This is a genomic window from Demequina salsinemoris, assembly GCF_000974805.1.
GTDB classification, from domain to species: Bacteria; Actinomycetota; Actinomycetes; order Actinomycetales; family Demequinaceae; genus Demequina; species Demequina salsinemoris.
Genome location: NZ_BBQZ01000003.1, coordinates 361,528 through 380,751 on the forward strand (window position 1 = coordinate 361,528; position 19,224 = coordinate 380,751).

At 70.0% G+C, this 19,224-nt stretch carries 13 protein-coding genes; 8 read left to right on the top strand and 5 right to left on the bottom strand.

Going from position 1 to position 19,224, the window contains the following annotated elements:
* Positions 1–21 precede the first annotated feature (21 nt).
* The 3 genes from AOP78_RS08615 to pheT all read left to right on the top strand — a co-directional run bounded on the left by AOP78_RS08615 (position 22) and on the right by pheT (position 5,531).
* Positions 22–1,533 (top strand): GGDEF domain-containing protein, encoded by a 1,512-nt coding sequence (locus AOP78_RS08615; RefSeq protein WP_152659468.1) that lies wholly within the window; start codon positions 22–24, stop codon positions 1,531–1,533.
* Between the two features lie 289 nt (positions 1,534–1,822).
* Positions 1,823–2,911 carry a phenylalanine--tRNA ligase subunit alpha gene (gene pheS / locus AOP78_RS08620; protein ID WP_062203200.1) on the top strand — a complete coding sequence of 363 codons (1,089 nt, stop codon included), beginning with the start codon at positions 1,823–1,825 and terminating at the stop codon, positions 2,909–2,911.
* 1 nt (position 2,912) lies between these two features.
* Positions 2,913–5,531, top strand: coding sequence for a phenylalanine--tRNA ligase subunit beta (gene pheT, locus AOP78_RS08625; protein WP_062203202.1), 2,619 nt, complete (start codon positions 2,913–2,915; stop codon positions 5,529–5,531).
* A 1,097-nt stretch (positions 5,532–6,628) separates the two neighbouring features.
* Here the strand turns inward: pheT and AOP78_RS08630 are convergent.
* Both AOP78_RS08630 and AOP78_RS08635 read right to left on the bottom strand, forming a co-directional pair.
* Complete coding sequence (locus tag AOP78_RS08630) at positions 6,629–9,034, bottom strand: glycoside hydrolase family 2 TIM barrel-domain containing protein (protein ID WP_062203205.1); 2,406 nt, start codon at positions 9,032–9,034, stop codon at positions 6,629–6,631.
* On the bottom strand, positions 9,031–9,774 hold the full coding sequence (locus AOP78_RS08635; RefSeq protein ID WP_062203207.1) for a TetR/AcrR family transcriptional regulator: 744 nt from the start codon (positions 9,772–9,774) through the stop codon (positions 9,031–9,033). The genes AOP78_RS08630 and AOP78_RS08635 overlap by 4 nt, the downstream gene beginning before the upstream one ends.
* 126 nt (positions 9,775–9,900) lie before the next feature.
* On the opposite strand from AOP78_RS08635, the gene AOP78_RS08640 reads away from it, so the two are divergent.
* A complete protein-coding gene (locus AOP78_RS08640) occupies positions 9,901–10,212 on the top strand; it encodes a Dabb family protein (RefSeq protein ID WP_062203209.1) in 312 nt (103 codons plus the stop codon).
* Between the two features lie 9 nt (positions 10,213–10,221).
* Complete coding sequence (locus AOP78_RS08645) at positions 10,222–10,776, top strand: HAD domain-containing protein (RefSeq protein WP_062203211.1); 555 nt, start codon at positions 10,222–10,224, stop codon at positions 10,774–10,776.
* Here AOP78_RS08645 and AOP78_RS08650 read toward each other — a convergent pair.
* Complete coding sequence (locus AOP78_RS08650) at positions 10,773–11,198, bottom strand: hypothetical protein (protein ID WP_062203213.1); 426 nt, start codon at positions 11,196–11,198, stop codon at positions 10,773–10,775. The two genes, AOP78_RS08645 and AOP78_RS08650, sit on opposite strands and share 4 nt — an antisense overlap.
* Before the next feature lie 279 nt (positions 11,199–11,477).
* Here AOP78_RS08650 and AOP78_RS08655 point away from each other — a divergent pair, with 279 nt between their 5' ends.
* Positions 11,478–12,410: a hypothetical protein gene (locus AOP78_RS08655; protein WP_062203215.1), complete on the top strand. Its 933-nt coding sequence runs from the start codon at positions 11,478–11,480 to the stop codon at positions 12,408–12,410.
* Between the two features lie 119 nt (positions 12,411–12,529).
* Here the strand turns inward: AOP78_RS08655 and AOP78_RS08660 are convergent, their stop codons facing one another.
* Together AOP78_RS08660 and AOP78_RS08665 are read right to left on the bottom strand one after the other, a co-directional pair.
* Positions 12,530–13,468 (bottom strand): NAD(P)H-binding protein, encoded by a 939-nt coding sequence (locus tag AOP78_RS08660; RefSeq protein ID WP_062203217.1) that lies wholly within the window; start codon positions 13,466–13,468, stop codon positions 12,530–12,532.
* 131 nt (positions 13,469–13,599) lie between these two features.
* Complete coding sequence (locus tag AOP78_RS08665; protein ID WP_062203220.1) at positions 13,600–16,518, bottom strand: glycoside hydrolase family 16 protein; 2,919 nt, start codon at positions 16,516–16,518, stop codon at positions 13,600–13,602.
* A gap of 381 nt (positions 16,519–16,899) precedes the next feature.
* Here AOP78_RS08665 and AOP78_RS08670 point away from each other — a divergent pair, with 381 nt between their 5' ends.
* Both AOP78_RS08670 and AOP78_RS15030 read left to right on the top strand, forming a co-directional pair.
* Positions 16,900–18,489: a DEAD/DEAH box helicase gene (locus tag AOP78_RS08670; protein WP_062203223.1), complete on the top strand. Its 1,590-nt coding sequence runs from the start codon at positions 16,900–16,902 to the stop codon at positions 18,487–18,489.
* Positions 18,490–18,713: 224 nt separating this feature from the next.
* Positions 18,714–19,224 (top strand): hypothetical protein (locus tag AOP78_RS15030; protein ID WP_201774766.1); only part of this gene is annotated, 511 nt, incomplete at its 3' end.

The window sequence follows — 19,224 nt, forward strand, 5'->3', positions numbered from 1 at the left end:
ATGTCACAGGGGATGGGCACGATGACCGAGGGGTTGATCAGCGAGCGGATGCGCGACCCGTTCGCGTGGGTCGTCGGAGTCGCCCTGGTGGTGCTCACGCTGATCGCAGGGTCGTCGCTGTTCGTGCGTGCGGACGTGACGGACGAGGCTCAGCAGGTGACCTCGGAGGCCGTCCAGGTGATCGGCGACGCGGCGGCCGCGCAGCTCGTGGAGTCGTCGCAGCCCGCCGACCTGGTCCTGACGGCGCTGCAGTCGGGGATCTACGCCGACCCGACCCTGCTCGAGCCCACCGACCTCGCGACGATGCTGGCCACCGCGCTGCTGTCGTTCGGCGACGTCGGATCGATCGAGGTGCAGGCCGCAGACGGGACCACGGCAGCCATGTATCGCGTGTCCGACGGCTTCGCGCTGGTCGGCCGATCCGCCGACGGCACGGTGACGGGCACGCACTTCAACCCGTCCTTCACGAGCCAGGACGAGATCGCCGACCCGCCCGAGAAGGTGCTCCTCGACCTCGAGCAGGTGGACGTCGGCGACGTCGTCCGCGGCGAGCCGCAGCCGATCGGCTCGAACGGCGGGCTCGCCGTCCCGAGCCGGCTGTCGGTGTACAGCGAGGACCGCGAGCTCATCGCGACCGTGCAGGCGGCGATCGACATCGACACGCTCGACGAGGCGCTCGCCGACACCCGTGCGGTCGAGGTCGGCACCGTCGGCGTGTACTCGCCGGAGGGCGAGCTGATCGCGGGCGAGGACGTCGACGTCCCCGACGACATCATGGGGACAGCGGAGGGCGAGGGCACGGTCGTCATCGACGGCAGCTGGGTCTACTACACGCGCACGGTGAGCAACGATGCGGGGCTCGCGTGGACGCTCGTCCTGTGCGCCAACGCCGACGACGTCGTTCCGGCGGCCTCGGCCGTGTCGCACACGATGAGCTTCTACACCGCGCTCGTGCTCGTGCTCGTCGTGATCTTCGCGGCGGTCGCCTGGTTCCTGAGGCGGCCGGCGGGCGAGGTGTCGCTGCTTGCCCGCACCGACGCCGTGACGGGCCTCGCGAACCGCCACCGCTTCTTCGCGCGCGGGCGCGACATCCTGAGGGCCGCGGCTCGCCGCGGTGCGCACGTCGTGGTCGTGGTCTTCGACCTCGACGGCTTCAAGCAGGTCAACGACGTCATCGGGCACGATGCGGGCGACGAGGCGCTTCAGGCGGTCGGCGACGCGCTCGAGGACCGCGCTGGGCCGCGGGACGTGGTGGCGCGCACCGGGGGCGATGAGTTCGCCGTGGTCCACTGGCTCGCCGAAGGTGACGACGCGGGAGCGATGGTCGAACGAATGCGCGCGGCGGCCGACGCTGCGCTCAAGGAGTACGTCACCGAGGACATCGCGGTCGGCGTCAGCGCGGGCTGGGCGACGACCCACGGGGGAGAGCGTCACCTCGATCACCTCATGAAGGCCGCCGACGGCGCGATGGTGCGCGGACGCCAGGACGAGAAGGGGACGGCCTACGGAGCGAAGGTCGAGGTCGTCGACTGACGCATCGTCCCTTCCCCAAGTGACCATCGCATCGTCCTGTCGCGACGTTCGGTGACTGCTGCATCGTCCGCTTGCTATGGTGGCTCCATGAGCACGAGCGAGCAGGCCGCAGGCACCATGCCGCGCACCGCCGTGCCTCGGGAGTCGGGCGCGCACCGCCGCACCGCACCTTCGCTGTTTATCTAGGCCCGGCGAGGACCGCCGGGCCTGAACGCGCACGCGGCCGCACTGACTGCCCCCGCGCGCGCCGGTAGACTCCCGCACGGACATTCCCTCAAGGAAAGCAGCCATGACCGACCTTTCTCCGCTCGACGCCGACGGCGTCCAGGCGGCCGTCGACGAGGCGCTCGCCGCCTTCGCGGCCGCCACCACCCTCGACGAGCTCAAGGATGCGCGCCTCGCCCACACCGGCGATAAGGCGCCCCTGACGCTCGCCAACCGCGCCATCAAGGACGTGGCCCCCACCGACAAGGCCGCCGCGGGCAAGGCCATGGGCGCCGCCCGCGCAGCCATGGGGCGCGCGCTCGCCGCACGCACCGAGGAGCTCGAGGCCGAGCGCGACGCTCGCGTGCTGGTCGAGGAGACGGTCGACGTCACCCTCCCCGTCCAGCGCGGACTGGTCGGCGCCCGCCACCCCTTGGAGACGATGCAGGAGACCATGTGCGACACGTTCGTCGCCATGGGCTGGGAGGTGGCCGAGGGCCCGGAGATGGAGGCGGAGTGGTTCAACTTCGACGCCCTCAACTTCGATCCCGACCACCCCGCGCGCGAGATGCAGGACACGTTCTTCATCGACCCGCCCGAGTCGGGCCTGCTGCTGCGCACCCACACCTCGCCGGTGCAGGTGCGCGCCGCGCTCGACCGCCGCGACGCGCTCGTGCGCGAGGGCCGCGGCATCTACGTCGTGTGCCCCGGCAAGACGTTCCGCACCGACGAGCTCGACGCGACCCACACCCCGGTCTTCCACCAGATCGAGGGTCTCGCCGTCGACAAGGGCCTCACGATGGCGCACCTCAAGGGCACGCTCGACGCGTTCGCGCGCTCGCTGTTCGGGCCCGACGCGGTGACGCGCCTGCGCCCGTCGTTCTTCCCCTTCACCGAGCCCAGCGCGGAGATGGACCTGCGCTGCTTCGTGTGCGGCGGGTCTGATGCCTCCTGCCGCACCTGCTCCGGCACCGGCTGGATCGAATGGGGCGGCTGCGGCATGACGCACCCGAACGTGCTGATCGCCGCGGGCATCGACCCGTTCGAGTACACGGCGTTCGCGTTCGGCATGGGCATCGAGCGGACCCTGATGTTCCGCCACGGTGTGAAGGACATGCGTGACATGGTCGAGGGGGATGTGCACTTCTCCCAGCAGTTCGGGATGGAGATCTGACATGCCCAAGATTCCGCTGAAGTGGCTCGAGGAGTCGATCGACCTCCTGCCCGGCTCGACCGGAGCTGATGTCGCCGCCGCGCTCGTGCGCGTGGGGCTCGAGGAGGAGGGCATCGAGGGCGGCTCCGTCACCGGGCCGCTCGTCATCGGCCGCGTCATGTCGCTGGTGAAGGAGGAGCAGTCCAACGGCAAGACCATCAACTACTGCCGCGTTGATGTGGGCTCGCACAACGACCCCGAGGGGCCGGGCCACAAGCCCGACAACAAGGTCGAGTACCCGTCGTCTCGTGGGATCGTCTGTGGCGCCCACAACTTCGTCGAGGGCGACTTCGTCGTCGTCGTGCTTCCTGGCGCGACGCTGCCCGGGCCGTTCCCGATCTCGGGCCGCAAGACGTACGGCCACTGGTCCGACGGCATGATCTGCTCCGCGAAGGAGCTCGGGCTCGGCGAGGACCACTCGGGGATCATCGTGCTGTCGTCGCCCTCGGGTCAGTCTTCGGTGTTCGAGGGCGTCTCGGTGCCTACCGACGCGCTGGTGCCCGGTGCCGACGCGATCCCGCTGCTCGGGCTCGACGAGCAGACCATCGAGATCAACGTGACGCCCGACCGTGGGTATTCGTTCTCGGTGCGCGGCGTCGCGCGCGAGTACTCGCACTCGACGGGTCAGCCGCTGCGCGATCCCGCTGCCATCGCCGTGTCCGGACGACGCGGCGCGGGCTTCCCCGTGGACATCGACGACCAGGCGCCCATCCGTGGGCGCGTGGGCTGCGACCGCTTCGCCGCGAGGATCCTGCGCGGCTTCGATCCGGCCGCGCCGAGCCCCACGTGGATGAAGCGCAGGCTCGATCAGGCCGGCATGCGGCCGATCTCGCTGGCCGTCGACGTCACCAACTACGTGATGCTCGAGCTCGGTCAGCCGCTGCACGCGTACGACCTCGCGAAGCTCGAGGAGCCGATCGTGGTGCGTCGCGCCAAGGCGGGGGAGACCCTCGTGACGCTCGACGACGTGGAGCGCAAGCTCGATCCCGAGGACATCCTCGTCACCGACTCGGTCGGCGGCGCTGGCGAGCGCATCATCGGACTGGGCGGCGTCATGGGCGGGCTCGACACCGAGATCTCCGACACCACCACGGACATCCTGCTCGAGGCCGCGCACTGGGACCCGATCTCGATCGCGCGTACCGCGCGACGGCATCGTCTGGGCTCGGAGGCGTCGCGCCGCTACGAGCGGGGCGTGGACACCGCGCTCCCGCCGCACGCGATCGAGCGTGCGCTGGGGCTCATGAAGGAGTTCGGTGGCGGTGAGATCGAGGAGATCTACACCGACATCAACCACGTGGACCCGATCAAGCCGATCGTCATGGACGCTTCGTACCCGTCGACGCTCGTCGGGGTCGAGTACCGCCAGGACGTCGTGGTCGACTCGCTCGAGCAGGTGGGCTGCATCGTCGTGGAGGACGGCACCAAGCTGACCGTCACGCCGCCGTCGTGGCGCCCCGACCTCGAGTCGCCCGTGAACCTCGTGGAGGAGGTCGCGCGTCTGGAGGGCTACGACACCCTGCCGTCGGTCCTCCCGGTCGCGCCCCCTGGACGCGGGCTCACGCACTCGCAGAAGACCCGTCGCTCGGTGGCCCGGACACTGGCCGAGGCGGGCCTGACCGAGGTGCTGACGTACCCGTTCATGGCCGAGGCCCGTCTGGACGACATGCTCGTGCCTGCGGACGACTTCCGCCGCGTGCAGGCCGTTCGCCTCGCGAACCCGCTGTCCGCGGACAAGCCGCTCATGCGGACCGGGCTCACCGCGACGCTGATCGACGCGGTGAAGACGAACCTGGGCCGTGGCGCGCAGGACGTGGCGGTGTACGAGATCGGCCGCGCGTACCGTGCGGACCTGATCGGCGACGTGCCGCGCTCGTTCTCGGGCTCGACGATCACGCCGGACGATGTGCAGCGCCTCAACGAGGCCCTGCCGGGTCAGCGCAGGCGTGTGGCGGGCATCATGGCTGGTAACCGCGTGCCCGCGTCGTGGAACCACGGCGCGGAGGCCTTCGACTGGACCGATGCCATCGCGATGGTCCAGAAGGTCGCTGCGGTGTGCGGCGTGGAGCTCGAGGTGTCGCGCGAGCCGTTCGAGCACCTGTCGGCGGCGCCGGCGCACCCGGGCCGCGTGGCGTTCTTCCGCCTGGCCGACGGCGAGCCGATCGGCTTCGCGGGCGAGATGCACCCGAAGGTGTGCGAGAACCTCGGTCTGCCCGCGCGGACCGTCGGGTTCGAGGTCGTGCTGGACCCGATGATCGATGCGTCGGAGGGCCGGATCGCGCCCGCGACGCCTGTGTCGCAGCAGGTGCTGGCGAAGGAGGACTTCGCGTTCGTCGTGCCGGACTACGTTCCCGCAGGCTCCCTTGTGGCCGCCGTGAAGTCGGCCGGTGGCGAGCTGGTCGAGGACGCGCACGTGTTCGACGTATACACGGGCTCGCAGATCGGTGCGGGCAAGAAGTCACTGGCCGTGAACGTCGTGATGCGTGCTGCCGATCGGACCTTGTCTGCTGATGAGGTTCTTGCTGTGCGCGAGGCGATCATCGCGGCGGCGGGCGAGGAGTTCGGGGCCGTGCTGCGGTAGTGCTGTTGGCTCTGTGACGATGGGCGGTCGGGTGGATCTTCCTCCGGCCGCCCGCAGTCTTTCATCTGGTCAATGAGGCGCTGGTTTCGCCGTCAAGTGAAGTTCGCTCGCGGAGAGCGGACATTCATCTCAAAGAGCGCCGAGTGCCATGAGGTCAGGGGCTGCGGTTCTGGAAGTCGGTCGCGACCGCGTTGGCTCCGTGGCGCGTCGTTTGCGGCCAGTCGTACTTGAGGTCTAGTTGGACATCTCTGTGGATATCGGCAACCCAACTCAATGTGACATCTAGTGTCGTCATTATGAATATGGGCGAGATCAACTGTGTCTGCAAGCACCTAAAGATTCCAGCGATCGGCGAGCAGCGATTCGGCTTCTGGCGGGTGCGGAGACCGGGGGTCAGCGATATGGCTAGGCTTCGTGCTCAATCGGCGTTGGGGCTTGATCAGGGAACCGTTCAACAGTTGGAGGATCTACGCCTCGGGCTGACCGCTGCCTCGGCTGCTTCAGCGTGGTTCCCCGCCACCGCATTGGCCGCCCTCGCCGTCATTGTCGCTGCTGCGACCGCCTTTGGTAGCGGGTCCAGTCCAGCGGACTGGAATCTCGGAGTGCTCGCGGTCATCGCTGCGGTCGTGATATTCCTGGTGAGCAGTCCCTGGCATCGAAACGAGTCCGCTGGTGCGGCTTGGATCTATCTCATCGATCGGGTGCTGACTTCAGGCGCCGGAGTTGGCCGGGCGGAGCCAGACTGTTCATGCGCACCGGCGGACCAAACGCGGCGGACTTGTGGCAAGTCCGTCAGTATGGTGTTTCGTCCCTCGTTGGAGATGAACATCTGGAGGCGATCAGCCGACTGAGAGTTGAGTCGCGCCAAGCGGACGCTGACCAACGCCGGTTGCGTGGCGCGGCAACAGGGAAGTTTCAGGAAAGGTCTATCGCGTGATGAGCCTGATGAGGTCGTAACGGGTGTCGGTGAGCCGGGACTTCGTCGCTGGCGCTGCGCGTCACTCCATTGACGCGGACTGACCCGGAGCGCGACAACCGGGTACCCGGTGGGCGACCACCAGGTACCCGGCAGTGCAGCGAAGCCGGAAATCTGAGCCCTACGCGACAGTGAGCTCCAGCACCACGTCCTCGTAGCCCTCGGCGGACACGGTCACCGTCGCGGCACCCGCACCAGCAGGACGCACCACAGCGAGCGCGCGGCCGTCGAACGTCGTCACCGAAGAAGCGTCGAAGCGCTCCTCCGTCGTCGGCGTGCCGGACGCGATGCCAGCCAGCACGGCCGCGCCTTCCACGGCCACTGTCACCGCCGTCACGGCGTCAGCCGCGAGGACCCCAGAAGCGTCGCGCAGCTCGATCGCCACGAACGCCAGGTCGTCGTCCGTGTCGGTGAGCGAGGCGCGGTCCACCGACGCCGTCAGCGCCGGGGTAGAGGCGGTCACCAGAGAAGTTCGCCCCACCTCGTTCCCATCGCGGAAGGCGACGGCCACGAGCGAACCCGGCTGATACGTCGTCTCGAGCGTGGCCAGCATCGGCTTCGCGTCCCCGACGGCGGTGCGCGCGACCTCGACGCCGTCGAGCTCCAGGGCAACCTCGGAAGCGTCCGCGTACACCTCGACGGTCACGGGCTTGCCCTCGAAGCCGTTCCACGTCCACGAGGACACGGAGTCGCTCCACCCCCACGGGGACGGGTTGAGGATCTCGCGGCCGTGGAATTCGGGCCGCAGCACGGCGATGTACGGCTCGGTCCTCAGCCCGAACACGATCTCGCGGTAGTAGGAGATGGGACGGCGCCAGCCGGTGATGTCGATGTCTCCGCACCACGCGGTCAGGTACGGGAACTCGCGCTCGAGCTGCCCCGAAGCGGCGGCGTCCCCGACGTACATCGTCGAGCCGATGCCGACCTCGCCCAGGTAGTCCCAGCCGGTCCACGTGAAGTCGCCGATCACGTTCGCGTGCGACTTCACGAGCGGCCACAGGTTGCCGATCTCCGACCCGAACGTCTCTGACCCGACGATCACGCGGTGGGGGAACGCCTCCGCGTCCTGCGTGTACCGGGAGTCCCCATAGTTGAGCCCGAGCACGTCGAGCACGGACGACGACTCCTCGATGCGCGTGGTCGCGTTGTCGGAGCGGGACACGGCGGCGAACGCACCCTCGCCGGCCATGAGCTCGTTGAGCCCGCCCGCCGCCTCGATCATCTGCGGCATCTCGTCGATCACGGCGAGCAGCGCGTTGACGCCGTTCGTCACGGGCCGGGTGGGGTCGAGCGCGCGCACCTTCTCGGCAAGACGACGCGCCCAGCGGGCGCCGTGCGGGGTGCCGACCTCGACGATCTCGTTGCCGATCGAGTACATGACCACCGACGGGTGATTGCGGTCCTTCGCGACGAGCGCCTCGATGTCCGCCTCCCACCACACCGGGAAGTCGGCCGCGTAGTCGTACGGCGTCTTGAAGCGGGTCCACATGTCGAACGCCTCGTCCATGACGAGCATCCCGAGCCGGTCGCACGCGTCCAGCATGGCGGGGGAGGCGGGGTTGTGCGCCGTGCGGATCGCGTTGAACCCGGCGGCCTTCAAGAGCTCGATGCGGCGCTCCTCGGCGCGGCCGATCGCGGCGCCGCCGAGCGGCCCGTTGTCGTGGTGGATGCAGGCGCCGCGCATGAGCACCTCCTCGCCGTTGATCCTCAGCCCTTTGCGCGGGTCGACGGTGATGGTGCGGATGCCGAAGGCGGTCTCGACGGGCACGCCGTTGTCGATCGTCACGGTCGCCTTGTACAGCGACGGCGAGTCGGGTCCCCACAGGGCGGGGTCGGCCACGTAGAAGCGCTGGCGCGCCACCGAGGTCTCCCCGGGCGCGAGCGTCAGGGGAGTCGCCTCTCCCTCGACTCGCTCACCCGAGGGGGCGGCGACATCCGTGACGACCCACACCGTCCTCGTGACGCGAGTGTCGTTGACCACGGTCGTCGCGACCGCGACGACCGCCTGGTCGTCCTCGATCCGTTCCGTCACGATGGTGACGCCGTCATTGGCGATGCGCACCGCATCGTCCACGTGCAGGATCACGGGACGATGCAGCCCCGCCCCCGCGTACCAGCGCGAGTCCTCGCCGGTGCGGGTCTCGATGCGCAGCGCGTTGGGCTCGCCGTAGACGAGGAACGGCGTGAGGTCCACGAAGAAGCGGGCGTAGCCGTCGGCGCGGACGCCCGCGAGCTCGTTGTTGAGGAACACCTGAGCGCGACGCATCGCGCCCTGGATCTCGAGCTGGACGGTCTTGCCCTCCCATGCGGCGGGCACGTCGAGCGTGCGCTCGTAGGTGAAGTTCGCCGACGGGTGGTAGGCCTGGGCGCCCTTGGCAGGGGCGTCGGCCGAGCGCTCCTCGTCGCGGAGCGCGTCGTGCGGCAGGCGGACGATGCCGAGGTTGCCGGGGCCGTTGCCGTCGAAGCCCGCGAAGGGCCCGGTCGGGCGCCGGTAGGTCCACTCGGAGTTGAGGGGGATCGCGGTCATGAGTCTGCCTTCCGGTCGGGAGCCGGCTGTCCGGCGTCGTGGAGGATGAGGTGGAGGAAGCCCTCCAAGGCGGCGGGGACGTCCACCTCGTCGGGATCGATGAGCCAATGGAGCTGCGCGCCCTCCCACAGGGACAGGAGGGTCGCGGCCGCCCACGAGGGGGTGACGCCGTCGCGCAGCGCGCCGTCCTCCGCGAGCTGGGAGAGCCAGCCCTCGAAGTTCGTGCGCACATGGCGGAGTCGGTCCCTGAAGTAGTCGTCGAGCGGGTGGTCGGGCGTCACGGACTCGGCGGCGAGCACGGTGTACAACGCGATCGCGTCGGGTGAGGACTCGTTGTGCCGCGCGAGTGCAAGGACCGCATCGACGGGGCGGGCCGGGCCGTCGGTCTGTGTCGCGGCCACGAGCGCATCGCCCCTGGCGTCTCGCTCATGCATCAGAGCGAGCAGCAGCGCGGGCTTGCTGGGGAAGTGGTGGGTGACGGTCGACTGGTCGATCCCGCATCGTCGGGCTACCTCCCGCATCGACCCCGCGCGGTATCCCTGCTCGGAGAACACCTGCGTCGCGGCCTCAAGGATCGCTGCGCGGGTGGTGGCCGAGCGCTTGTAGGGGCCGCGGGGCTTCGCGCTGGAGGTCCGTGCGCTGGGGGTCTGCGCGCCAGGGGTCTGTGCGCTGGGGGTCTGTGCGCCAGGGGTCTGTGCGCTGCGCGGGCTCGGGGTGGCATGGGGATCGTCGTCGATCATGGCGCCATGCTCCCTTCCTCATTGAAAATCCATCAAGCGCAGGAATTTGATGGTTGCACAGCAGTTGAGCCGTTGCAAAACTGAGAAGGTAGTGCCTGGGGTGAGGTGCGGTGCCAGACTCGACTCATGAGCGAATCGGGAAGCCTGGTCCACGTCGTGCTGGTGAAGTGGCGCGAGGGTCTGCCTTCCCGCGTGCTCGACGAGATCGGGCGCAGGGTCGCCGGCTTCACCGAGACGATCGACGGCGTGGTGGACGCCGTGGAGGGTTCCAGCGTCAGCTCGGAGGACCTCGAGGGCGGGTTCGACTGGGGCCTGGTCGTCACCTTCGCTGACGCGGTCGCGAGGGACGGCTACCTGGACCACCCCGAGCACCTGCCCGTCTCCGCGGCGATCGGGGAGTGGAGCGAACGCGTCGTGGTGTTCGACCTCGCGCGATAGCTCGACCGCATGTCCTGGGTCCTCCTGCTGCTCGACGTCGATGGCGTCATCTCGCCGATGGCTCCGCCAGGCTCGCACGGAGGCTCCTGGCCCGAGGCCTCGTGGGAGATCGCCCCGGTCGGCGGGATGCTCGGCACCGAGTACTCGACGGAGATGATCGGTCAGCTCCGCAGGATCGCGTCACTCCCGGGTGTGGACGGCGCGTGGTGCACCACGTGGGGGCCGATGGCGCCGAAGCGGCTCGCCCCCGTGATCGGGCTGGGGCGCCGATGGCCGGCGCTCGAGCCCGGGCCCCATGAGAGCCACTTCTGCGGGCCGGGGTGGTGGAAGGCCGCGCGAGCGCGCGAGGAGGTCGCCAGGCACGATGCGGTGGTGTGGGTCGATGACCTCATCGACCCGTGGCGAGAGGCGTTGGACGATGCGGGCCTCGCCGGGCCAGAGTCCTGGCCGGGCGGGCGGCTGCTCGCGGTGTCGCCGGCTCCCGACGAGGGGCTGTCACCTCAGGATCTGGCCGAGATCGGCGCGTTCGTGCGGCATGCGCTGCGGGCGAACGAGGGCGTCTAGCGCGGCCCCAGGATCGGGTGGTTGAGGACGATGCGCAGGATGCCGCTCGCGGTGAGGATGACGTGCGGTTCGGTGCCGTCGTCCAGCGTCTCCTGACGCTCCGCGTCGCCCTCGTCGAGCACCGCGACCACGACGCTCTCGGGGAACGCAGGCGTGCCCACGGGCGGGTTCGCTGTCCAGCAGTCGCCGGAGTCCATCCACTCGGTCTCAAGATCGTCTCGCATGCATGACGCCCACTCGGTGGCCGGCGTCTGCACGATCACGGGCGAGATGCCCTGCCCCAGCAGCCACGCGGTGATCCGGGACGTGCGCTGGATCTGCTCGAGCGGCGTGCCCGTGAGGGTCTCCATCGAATGACCCCACTGGAGGGCCGCGTCCGCGGCCTTCGCGAGGGGTGAGCCGGGGGTGAGGGTCGGCTTCATGGTCGGACTCCTTCGGGGACATCGCCACGCGGGGGATCACGGGCGTCCATATGCTCCATCGACCCGCGGAGCGACCCGGTAAGACGCGCCGGTGTCTGCTTGGACACATCACCAAGTGCTCCCGGGTGTCGGCAAGAGCCGGCTCGCGCCGCACGGCTTTGCGTGAAAAAGCGTGGAATGCCAGGGATGACCCTTGTGCGGCGGCGCTGTCTCCGGCAGAGTGGGTCCGCCGGAACCGTGCGGGGGCACGCTTCGACACGGCCTCGTGAGGGGGAGACGATGTTCGGACGACGCAAGCGCGCGAGCGAACCGCAGCCGTTCCAGCAGGATCCGGAGATCACGTTCCTGAGCACGGTCGAGGCGGACCGGCTGCGAGCCATGGTCGTGCGCCACTTCGCACAAGGCGGCGTGCCCGTCGCGCTCCAGCCGGGCGCCGTCGCCGCGCCCGACGGGCGCGTCTTCGGCCTGTGGAACCTCGCGGTCGCGTGCGCCCAGACCTCGCCGAACCCGGCCGACTGGGAGCCTGTCGTCGCCTCCCACGTGCAGACGCTGCTCAACCCTCCGCCCGCGGCGGCCGACCTGTCCGACGAGGACATGCTCAGCATCGTCCATTCCCGCCTGGTCCCTGCGGCCGCGCTGTCCGAGCAGGGCACACCGCTCACGGCCGAGCATGCGAGGCCAGTGGCGGAAGGCGTGATCGAGGTGCTCGCGCTCGACTTCCCTGACACCGTCCAGATGCTGGGCGGCGATGCGCTCGCCGGTCGCGACGTCGACGCGCTGTGGGCGGCGGGCCGCGCTCGCACGCTCGCCGTGCCCATCGAGGACCGCGAGGACGTCGAGGTCCAGGGCGGGGGCGTGCTGACCCTGCTGTCCTCCGAGTCGTACTTCTTCGCGGGCCGCATCCTCGACATGCCGTCGCTGCTGATGGAGGTCTACGGGCCCCGCGCGCTGCCGCGCGGCGTCGTCGTGGGCGTGCCCCACCGCCACGCGATCGTGCTCCACGCCGTCGACGGCATGCGCTCGGTCCAGGCGATCAGCTCCGCCGCGCAGTTCGTCGCCCGTTCGGCGTCGGGCGCGGCGGGTGCGCTGTCGCCGCACCTGTACTGGTGGGATGGTGCGACGCTGCACACGATCTCGCGGCCCAACGGTCAGGGTGGCGTCGCCGTCGAGGCGCGCGGAGCGTTCGGCGACATGGTGGGCTCGCTCCAGTAGGGACGAGGCTCCGCCAGCGGCGACGCGTCGCCCGTCCTGTCGGCGCATCGTCCGGGAGGCACGAAGGGCGCGCTCCGGTCGGAACCGGAACGCGCCCCAAGGCGCTCACGAGCGGGTGGCTACGCGTCGACCGAGTGACGGGCGCCCACCTGGAAGCTGTCCGCGTCCTTGAACATCTCGAGCACGGTGAGGGGCTTGCGTCCGGTCACGACGGTGAAGTCGAGCGAGCAGACCGCCATCTTGCCCAGGCGGATCGCCTCGCCGAAGGTGACCATGCCCTCGGAGCTGAAGGGGGCCTCGGAGCCGTCCTCGAACTTCCCGTCGGTCGTGCGCGGCACGCCCATGGCGTCGAAGACCGCGTACTGCTGCTCGTCGTCGATCGCGTGGAACGGGATCGAGTTGCCAGTGGCCTCGTTGCCGTAGGCGCAGAACTGCGCCATCGTCATCGCCTCGGCGCCGTTGATGTTGAGCGCGAGGTGGTGCAGGTAGGGGTTGGCGAGCACATGAGCGGCCGCGCGGGCGCAGTCCTGACGCGAGATGAAGGCCATGAGGCCGTCGCCCGCGTTGTTGGCCATCGCTCCGGGTGCGAGCGAGCCGAAGTAGGCGGTGATCATCGCCTCGGCGTACTGGGAGTTGCGCAGGAACACGTAGTCGAGGTCGGTCGACTGGACGTAAGCCTCGGTCCACGCGTGGTCGATCTTCTCGATGCTCGGGTTCTCCGGGTCGGTCGCGTTGACGAGCGACGTGTAGACAACCTGCTTCACGCCTGCGGCGACGCACGCGTCGACAGCGTTCTTGTGCGCGGCACGACGCTTGGGGCCGACGAACGGCATCGACACGACGAGCACCTTGTCGGCACCCGCGAAGGTCTCGGCGAGTCCGGCCGGGTCGTTGAAGTTGGTGATCGCCGTCTCGATCCCGGCCGCCTTGTACTCCTCGAGCCCGGCCTCTGTCGGAGCGGTGACGCGGATCCTGTCGGCAGGGACGAGCTCTCGCAGGACGGAGGCGGCGAAGCCTCCGAAGTTCCCGTCGACGCCGCAGACAACAAGCTTGCCCATGATCTCTTCCTTCCACGTTGAGGGGGCGACCACGTTGAGGGTCTGGAGAGATCGTAGGCAGGCGTCGTACAGCCGTCCGTCGTTCTTTGGTCCTGGTACTGCTGGGAGCTTGCTGGGATCGTGGCGTCCGCTCAGGTGTAGACCCGCACGTAGTCGACGTACAGGTCCGTGATCCCGTCGGTGGACGACAGGTCCACGGGCCAGCCGCCTCCGAGCGCCATCGTCACGAGGAAGTGGAACGGCTGGTCGTCGTTGGGGAGCGGACCCATCTCGCTCACCTTGACGCCGTCCAGGTAGAACGTCGCTCCGGCCTCGGTGATCCTGGCGCCGTACGTGTGCCAGCTGAGCGCCACGTCGGCCAGGTGCGAGTAGCCGTCGCAGTCGATCCGGCTGAGCGCCCCCGGCGTGAGCCAGCCGTGCACGCCCAGGCAGTACTTGGTCGAGTCGGTGCCGTAGATCTCGGTGACGTCGACCTCGTCGACGGGCCCCTCCTCGTAGCCGACGCGCAGCCCGCCGGCGGACAGCAGCCAGAACGCCGGCCACGTGCCGGTCGAGTCGGGCGCGAGCATCCGGGCCTCGAAGTAGCCGTACTGCGCCGAGATGCCGCTGCCCGAGGCTCCGCCCGAGGCGAGCATGCCTCCCACGAGGCTGCGGCCCCACTGCATCGGGTCGCTCTCGCCGGCCGGCAGCGGCATGGTTCGCATGCGCAGGTACTCGTCCTCGAGCAGCGTGAGGTTGCCGTAGCCCTTGCTCGGCTCCGCGAAGATCGCGTCGCCGTACTCGTAGCCCTTGCCGCCCGACGACGGCTTGTTCGAGGAGAACACGGCGTTCACGCCGCCCCGCGCGGCCGACACCGGCTGGCGGAAGTCCAGGTCGTAGACCAGGTGGAGCCCGCCGGTCGCGGCGCTCGCGCTTGCCGCCGCGGTGGTCACGCCGCCCGGGTTGTAGAACTGCGCGGTGAGGTCCGTGCCGTTCGGCAGGGTGAACCGCAGCGGCAGCGGGCCGTGCATGAGTGTCGCGAGCCGCGACGATGCCGGGGTGAAGCTCCCGTAGCCGTTCGCGCCGATCGCGACGGTCCCGATGGTCTTCACGGCCCCGGTCGAGGAGCCGGACGATGCGGGAGTCCAGGCGGTCACGGTCGCGGTCGTGTTCTTGGGTCCGGCCAGGACGATGCTCGACGACCCGGTCAGGGTCGTGCCCGTGTCGGGGCAGACGAGGTGCAGGCTCGACCTGCTGCTCGTGCCCGTCGGGACGGCGCACGCGCTCGCGGCCGTGGCGCTCACCTCGGGCAGCAGCGTCGAAGCGGCGGCGCCCTGGTACTGCGGCACGACGGTGCCGGTGTCGTACGCGACGAGCTCACGCAGCGAGGCGGGCGTCCCGTCTCGGGTGCCGGTGATCTCGAAGCGCACCGAGGTGACCGTGCGCGACGGGAAGGCGACCGTGGTCGGCGGCGCGTTGCCCGCGATGACGCCGCCGGTCAGCACGCGGCTGCCGTCGGAGAAGACGAGGTGGCCCCACGAGACCGTGCCCGCGGAGTCGTTGGAGCCGAAGATGTCGACCGCGGAGATCGTGCGCGGCGCATCGAAGCGGATCTCGACCCATTGCGCGCCGGACGAGGTCGCCTGCCAGGCGTTACCCGTGGCGCCCGCGACGGAGTCGGTCGCGTCGATCAGGGCGGCCGGGCCCTGGCCCGAGGCGGAGCTCGAGGCGACCGCGGTGACGCCGACGATGCTCGGCTCGATCGGCGTCGGGTCGGGCGTCGGCTCCTCGGTCTGCGCGGGTGTGGTGGTCTCGGTGGGGGTCGGGTCGGTGGTCTGAGGCGCCGTGGTCTCTGTGGTCTCGGTCGGTGTGGGGTCCGCGGTGGTGCTCCCACCGATCCAGGTGGGGGCGGTGCCCCAGGCGAGGAAGACGGCCATCTCGCGCAGGGAGGCGGGGGTGGATCCTGCGGGGATGTCGAGGCGGACCCAGGAGACCTTGCGGGAGTCGAACTCGACCTGGGTGGGGGCGCCGCCGGCGGTGACGGCGGGGACGGCGATGGTCGTGCCGTTGGCGAAGGTGAGGGTCGCGCCCGAGAGCGCGGAGTTGCCGTAGAGCTGGATGGTGTCGATCGTCCTGGCCGATGGCCAGCGGATCTGGACCCATTGCGCGCCGGTGCCTGCGGCGGTCCACACGTAGCCTGTGTCGCCGGTGTGGATCTGTCCGCCGTCGACGAGCGCGTCGGGGGAGGTTCCGGATGCCGAGGACGATGCGGTCGCGGTCGGCATGGACGCGAGGCCATCCACGGGGTCGCCGGTCGCGGCGGCGCCGGTGGTCACCGTCGCGGTCGTCGTTGTTCCTCCGGACGTGGTGTTCGACGACGTGGTGTTTGACGACGAGGTGCTCGACGAGGTGGTGCTTGACGTGGTGGTGCCGGACGACGAGGTGGTGGAGCCCGTGTCGGTGACCACCGCATCGTCCGTGGCGTCAGCAGTGACGACCACGGCATCGTCCGTGGTCGCGGTGCCGCCGGACGTCGTGACGCCGGCGCTCCCACCGATCCAGGTGGGGGCGGTGCCCCAGGCGAGGAAGACTGCCATCTCGCGCAGGGAGGCGGGGGTGGATCCTGCGGGGATGTCGAGGCGGACCCAGGAGACCTTGCGCGAGTCGAACTCGACCTGGGTGGGGGCGCCGCCGGCGGTGATGGCCGGGACTGGGACGGTGGTGCCGTTGGCGAAGGTGAGGGTCGCGCCCGAGATCGCGGAGTTGCCGTAGAGCTGGATGGTGTCGATCGTCCTGGCCGATGGCCAGCGGATCTGGACCCATTGCGCGCCGGTGCCCGCGGCGGTCCAGACAAAGCCGGTGTCGCCGGTATGGATCTGGCCGCCGTCGACGAGCGCGTCGGGGGAGGTTCCGGGCGCCGAGGACGATGCGGTCGCGGTCGGCATGGACGCCAGGCCATCCACGGGGTCGCCAGTGGCGGACGCGGTCGACGCTGCGGTGACAGTGGTCACTGCCAGCAAGGTGACGCCGAGCAGAGCAGCGCTCAGCGCCGATGCGAACGAGGCATGCATGTGGGGACCTCCGCGTAGCCGCTTCCGGACGGCATGGTGGACAGATGCGGCGCGAGCCATGCCCGCGCGAGTTTCGTTCGATCGATCTTTCCCAGAATCGGTCATATTGGGCGATTTGGGAAGATCGTGAGGCGAATCTCTCAAAAGGCCAGGGACACGCCTGCTATCCTTATGCGGTGATCGGGCCGCTCGGCCTGACATGCGTCGCAGATTGCTTCTCCTTCTCGCCAGCGCCAGGTCCCCACTTCGCGCGGCTCGTAGAAATCCTCTCTTCGGCGAACGAACGCGAACACCTTCGCGCTTCGCCACCACTGCCGGTGCCCCTGAAAGCAGGGGTGATATGCGCGTGCGCGCGTCCGGCACCTGACAGAAAGACTCTGCATGTCTCTCCAGTTCGCCGACCTCGGCGTGCCCACGCAGCTCACCACCGTGCTCGAGCGCGAGGGCAAGACCACCCCGTTCCCCATCCAGGAGGACACCCTCCCCGACACCCTCGCGGGCCGCGACGTTCTCGGCCGCGGCAAGACCGGCTCGGGCAAGACCCTCGCGTTCTCGCTTCCCGTCGCCGCGCGCCTCGGCGCGAAGGGCGGCCGCGCCCGCGCGGGTCACCCCCGCGCGCTGATCCTGTGCCCCACGCGCGAGCTCGCGACGCAGATCGACGCGGTCATCGCGCCGCTCGCCGCGTCCTACGGCATGTCCACCACCACGATCTTCGGCGGCGTCAACCAGCGCCGCCAGGAGCAGGCGCTCTCGCGCGGCGTCGACATCGTCGTCGCGTGCCCCGGCCGCCTCGAGGACCTCATGGGCCAGCGCATCGTCTCGCTCGACCAGGTCGAGATCACCGTGCTCGACGAGGCCGACCACATGGCCGACCTCGGCTTCCTGCCCGGCGTCACGCGCATCATGAACGCGACCCCCACGCGCGGCCAGCGCCTGCTGTTCTCCGCGACGCTCGACAACGGCGTGGACAAGCTCGTCAAGAAGTTCATGAACGACCCGCTGCTGCACTCGGTCGACTCGGCCGACAGCCACGTCGACGCGATGACGCACCACGTGTTCCACGTCGCCGACGCCGGCGCCAAGAAGGACGTCGTGCGCGCGCTCGCCTCGGGCATGGGACGCCGCGTGCTCTTCATGCGCACCAAGCACCAGGCCAAGAAGATGGCCAAGCAGCTCACCGCCGACGGCATCCCCGCGGTCGACCTCCACGGCAACCTGTCGCAGAACGCGCGCGACCGGAACCTCGCACAGTTCGCCTCGGGCGACGTCAAGGTGCTCGTCGCGACCGACGTCGCCGCGCGCGGCGTCCACGTGGACGGCATCGAGCTCGTGGTCCACGTCGACCCGCCCGCCGAGCACAAGGCGTACCTGCACCGTTCCGGTCGAACCGCGCGCGCCGGCTCCTCGGGCGACGTCGTGACCGTCGTCCTGCCCGAGCAGAAGCGCGACACGCAGCAGCTGCTGCGCAAGGCCGCGATCACGGTCGAGCCGCAGGCCGTCAACGCCGAGTCGAAGCAGGTCGTTCGCCTGGTCGGCGAGGTCGCCCCGTACGTCAAGCCGGTGCCCGTCGAGGCCTCGGCCTCGCGCGGCGGCGGACGCGGCCGCGCGGGTGGCGCGCGTTCGGGCGGCGCCCGTTCTGGTGGCGCTCGTTCTGGTGGCGCTCGCGGCGGCCAGGGCGGCGAGGGCGGCCAGTCCCGTTCCGGGCGCGGACCGCGCAGGGACGATGCGCAGGGCCAGTCGCGCGGCGGCCAGTCGCACGGTGGGCAGTCGCGCGGTGGGCAGTCGCGCGGTCGCGGCCAGGGCCGTGACCGCGGCGCCGCCGAGCAGGCGCAGGGGCACGCCCCGCAGGGTCGTTCCGGTGCGGGTCGTTCCGGCTCCGGGCGTGGGCGCTCGTCGGCGCAGGCGCGCCAGTCCGGCGGCTACTCGTCCGCCGCGTCGTTCTCCGCTGGTGGGAGCCGCCGCGGTCGTTGACGCCGTGAAGCGCTGAGGCGGGGCGACTCGTCGGCATGGCCGGCACGGCTCGTCGGCGCGACGTCCGCGTCGCGAGCCGCCGACGTGATGAAGGTCCTGCGAAGGCCCGGGCACGCTGAGGGTGCCCGGGCCTTCGCGCATCACCGTCCCTGGTAATGAGCCTACTGTTCCTGCATGCTGCCCCATTTGTCTGAATTGTCAGACCCCCCTGATGGACTGTGGTCATGGTGATCGGGGTCGGTGAGGTTGAGCGGGTGAGTGCGCAGGTGCGTGTGCTTGCGGCGCTTGATGTATCGGGGGTGTCGGCGAAGGAGCTGCTGGATCTGACTGAGGCGGTGTCTCATCTTGAGCGGCTCGCGGGGGCGTTGGTGTCGCGGGTGGCGGGTGAGGTGATGCGCCGGTCGGATCCGGATCTGCCTGGCGGGGGTTTTGCGCGTGGGCAGGGTTTCGGCACTGCTGAGCGTCTGATCTCGAAGGCCCGCGGAGGGTCTGTGGGTGGTGCGCGGCGGTCGATGTCGGCGGGGCAGGCCTTCGACCCGGTGCCCGACCCGGATGCTTCCCACGCGGATGGCGCCGGTTCGTGCGACGCGGATCCCGCCGGTTCGGGCACTCCCGAGCCTGCGTCGTCTGACGGCGCCTCTGACGGCGCCTCTGACGGCGCCTCTGACGGCGCGTCTGGTGTGAGCGCTGGCGGTGGTGCGAGGCCGATGCGTGCGAAGTATCCGTATGTGGCTG